Here is a 3,255-nt window from a genome sequence, read left to right as displayed (position 1 = left end):
CGCAGGCGCGGTCTGCGGTCGGTCCATCCACATAGAACGTTTTGACTATCTGCGGTTCGTCGGCCGCGCCGACCAGCTGGCCAACACCTTTGTCCCGCTTGACGAACATGGTTGCGCGGATGCCGTTGCGGTGCGCTGAGGTGCCAAGGATCATGTCGTTTTCCACGTGGCCCAGGACGCGTAGCCCGAACCGGGTACCGACGTTCGCCGAAACGCCGGTGGGCAGGCTCTTGGCGTCGGGGCGCTGCGTGGCCAGCAGCAGGACCACGCCCAGGGCACGCCCCAGCTTGATGACCTTTTCTGCCAGGGCTCCGGCTTCCTTGCCGAACTCCGGGTGGGAGAACAGCTCTTGGCATTCGTCGATCGCCACCACCAGCAGATGCAGGCCAAGGCTTTTGCGCCGGGCCAGCTCTGGGGTGACCTTGTTTTCTGGGCATACCGTCTTGGGCAGGCCTTTGATGACCTCGGCCCGCTTGGCGCATTCCTTACGCAGGTCCCGCAGCGCGATGAGCGCAGCCTCGGCCGCGTCATCGTCGGCCGACGACGCGTAGCGCGCGGCTACCTTGGCCAGCGGTTCCAGGTCTCCGGTGCCTTTGAGCTCGAACACCCACACCTCCGCCGTGGGGTCGAGGGCTGCGGTGAGCAGGGGCAGCTTGAGCGCCATCGTCTTGCCGTAGCCGGGAATCGAACCGATCAGCAGGTTCGTGTAGACGAGATCCATGGTGACCGTGCGGCCGCGCGGGTCGGTGCCGAACGGGAACGCCTTGAACAGATCCGCCGTTGCGGCCTTGAGTAGCGGCCACGCGGGTTGGCGGCTGGTGGCCATGTCCTGATCGCCCACCCACAGCACGAGCCGTCCCGGGTGGACCTCGTGCGCAGCCTCGGGCCACACGCAGCCCAGCGGGCGCCCAAGCCCAGAGGCGAGCTTGTCGCGGCGGTCGATGACCTCACCTGCGGTGACACCGGCCGGAAGGTCGATATCGGCCCGCCAGCCAGGCCCGTCACGGGTGATCGGCGCAGCGAACCCGACCGCGTTGCCGTTCTTGGCCAAGGCCTGATTGATGCCAGCCAGGCCCAGCACGCCCAGGGCGCGGATGACCACGTCAGAGGTCAGCCTCGCCACGCGGGCGGTAACTACGGCGCGGTCGAGCAGCGGCTTGTCAGCTGGAGCGCCCAAAGCACCCAGACCCAACACCACCAGGGCAAGCAGGCTGTAGCGCTGCCAGGCGGGCAACATGGCCAGCCACCAGCCCGCGCAGCACAGCACCGAAGTGCCGGTCACAGCCAGGAACACGCGAAGCCTCACCCGGTTGTCGCGCTGGGCGGACAGTTTGAGGTATTCGTGAGCGTCCTCGCGGCGTACGGCGGCTTGCCGCACCGGTTCGCCTTCCAGGTCAAAGCCCCATCGGAAGCCACCGCGCACGATGCGCCACAGGCCGCGCGGTGAGCGCAGCGCGAGCTTGCCGCCGTAGACCGGTATGCGCACGAGGTGGAAGCGGAAGGTGTGCCACGTGTACCCCAGCGCCCATCGGGCCATGTCCCGCGCCGCGCGCAGCGACTTGAGCCACGGGGGAAGGACCGGGCGGCGGTGCTCGCCGCCCGGAACCAACTGAGGTGTCACATCAGCAGCGGAGTCCACCAGAACCGGGGCGCTGTCGACATCAGACAGTTCCTGCTCGTAGGCGTCCCAATCGATGTGCTCGCTCATGCCGCCGCTCCCGCCAGCACGCTGCTGTCGGCAACATCCGCCACCGTGGAAGAAGCCTCGGAGGTCGCCTTGGGCAGATACCGCTGCACCGTGCGCTCAGACAGGCCGAGCTTGGCCGCGAGCTGTGCCGGGCTCGCCTCCGGTGTCTTCGCCGCGAGCTTGGCGACACGATCAGCCGTGGAGATGCCCTTCCCGCCGTTGGCCACTGTCGACGCCTTCGCCGGGCGGCTGGCGTCAGCCCGCGCCGCAAGCTCAGCCGTCTTGGCCTTGCGGGTGGCGACAGCATCGGCCGACGCGGTCAGCAGTACCGGCGTCATCTCAGCCGCGATCAACGCGGTCAGCCCGTCATAGTCGGCCTCGGCCGCGAGCTTCGCCGCGATCGTGTCCAGGTCATAAGTGGCTACCGCGATTGCTGCCGAGGTCGGGTCAGCGGCCTTGGCGAGCTTGGCGCGCAGCGCTGCCGCAATCGCCTTCTGCCGCGCCTCGGCCCGAACGGCATTGGCAGCCGCGCTCAGCGAACCGTGCACACCGAGCGTCGGGTCAGCCAGGGCCAGAGCGCGGGCACGGCGGGTCAGCGCCGGGCGCTTGAGCCACTGCGCCCACCCATAGACAGGCGGGGTAGCGGTTAGTTTGCCCTCAGCCCGCAGCTGGTCACGGCGCTTGTCCCCAGAGTTGATCAGCCACACCAAGTAGCCGAGCGCGGACATGAACGCGAACACGCCAGCGGCGAACACGTTGGGCTGGTGGCCAAACCAGTTGAACAGCACCGCGAACAACGCCACCCCGCCCGAGAGCACCCGGGCCGCGTAGGCGTTCTCGCCGAGGCGGCGCCGGTAATCGGCGCGAGCTGCGAGTGCCACGCCGCCCAGCTCCAGCAGCGCCATCCCGGGTATCGCGAGCAGCATCGACAGTTCGAGCCGCTCAGCGGCTGTGATCTGTCCGGCCAGCGCGATTACCGCCACGCCTGCGTAGAAGGCCATCGACAGGCGGTCAGCCGCTTTGCCGGACACCTGCGGGGCGCTCATCGGGCCACCGCCTTGCTGTGACGAATTGCGAGGCGGAGCGACTGTCCAGACCGGCCACCACCTTGGATCGAGCGAACATCGCGCGACGCGATCCGGAGCCGACGGCAGATCTGGTTGAGGGTCAATCCCTGTGCGGTCAGCTTGGCCACCGCAGTACGCCGCTCAGCGGGTGTCAGCCTCACGGCACTGGTGTCGCTCTTGCAAGCGCGTTCGACTGCCACCGTGTCCACGTAATCGGGGTCGATGTCGAGCGCTGGAAGTTCAAACTCCACCGCCAAGCGCTCATCGGCACGAATCGCCTGCTCCCAGCATTGGGCGCAGGCGACCATGCCGATGTTGCGCGTGGTTGATGCATCACCGTGTGCCCGATGCAGCCGGGCCACCACCTCAGCCAGCGGGTGTGAGGCATCAAAACCCCACCGTGGCTGCTCGGCCGAAGCCGAGACGATAACCTGAGTAGGCATCGCCATGTCCTTCCCTAGCAGGTAGACGGATCGATGTATCGGCCTCGACGAGTTCCAG

Annotated in this window: 3 protein-coding genes; all 3 read right to left on the bottom strand. The window is 67.7% G+C overall.

Annotated features, from left to right (window positions below; translation table 11 throughout):
- On the bottom strand, positions 1 to 1,708 hold a 1,708-nt coding region (locus Rhe02_RS49310), incomplete at its 3' end, for a cell division protein FtsK (RefSeq protein WP_203915530.1).
- Complete coding sequence (locus Rhe02_RS49305) at positions 1,705 to 2,733, bottom strand: hypothetical protein (RefSeq protein WP_203915529.1); 1,029 nt, start codon at positions 2,731 to 2,733, stop codon at positions 1,705 to 1,707. The genes Rhe02_RS49305 and Rhe02_RS49310, both read right to left, overlap by 4 nt.
- The gene (locus tag Rhe02_RS49300; RefSeq protein ID WP_203915528.1) at positions 2,730 to 3,119 is read right to left on the bottom strand and encodes a hypothetical protein; all 390 of its coding nucleotides are present in this window, start codon (positions 3,117 to 3,119) and stop codon (positions 2,730 to 2,732) included. The genes Rhe02_RS49305 and Rhe02_RS49300 overlap by 4 nt, the downstream gene beginning before the upstream one ends.
- Positions 3,120 to 3,255 lie beyond the last annotated feature (136 nt).

It is taken from the genome of Rhizocola hellebori (assembly GCF_016862955.1).
Classification (GTDB): domain Bacteria; phylum Actinomycetota; class Actinomycetes; order Mycobacteriales; family Micromonosporaceae; genus Rhizocola; species Rhizocola hellebori.
The sequence above is the reverse complement of the archived record's forward strand: the minus strand, read 5'-3'. Positions and strand labels throughout refer to the sequence as shown.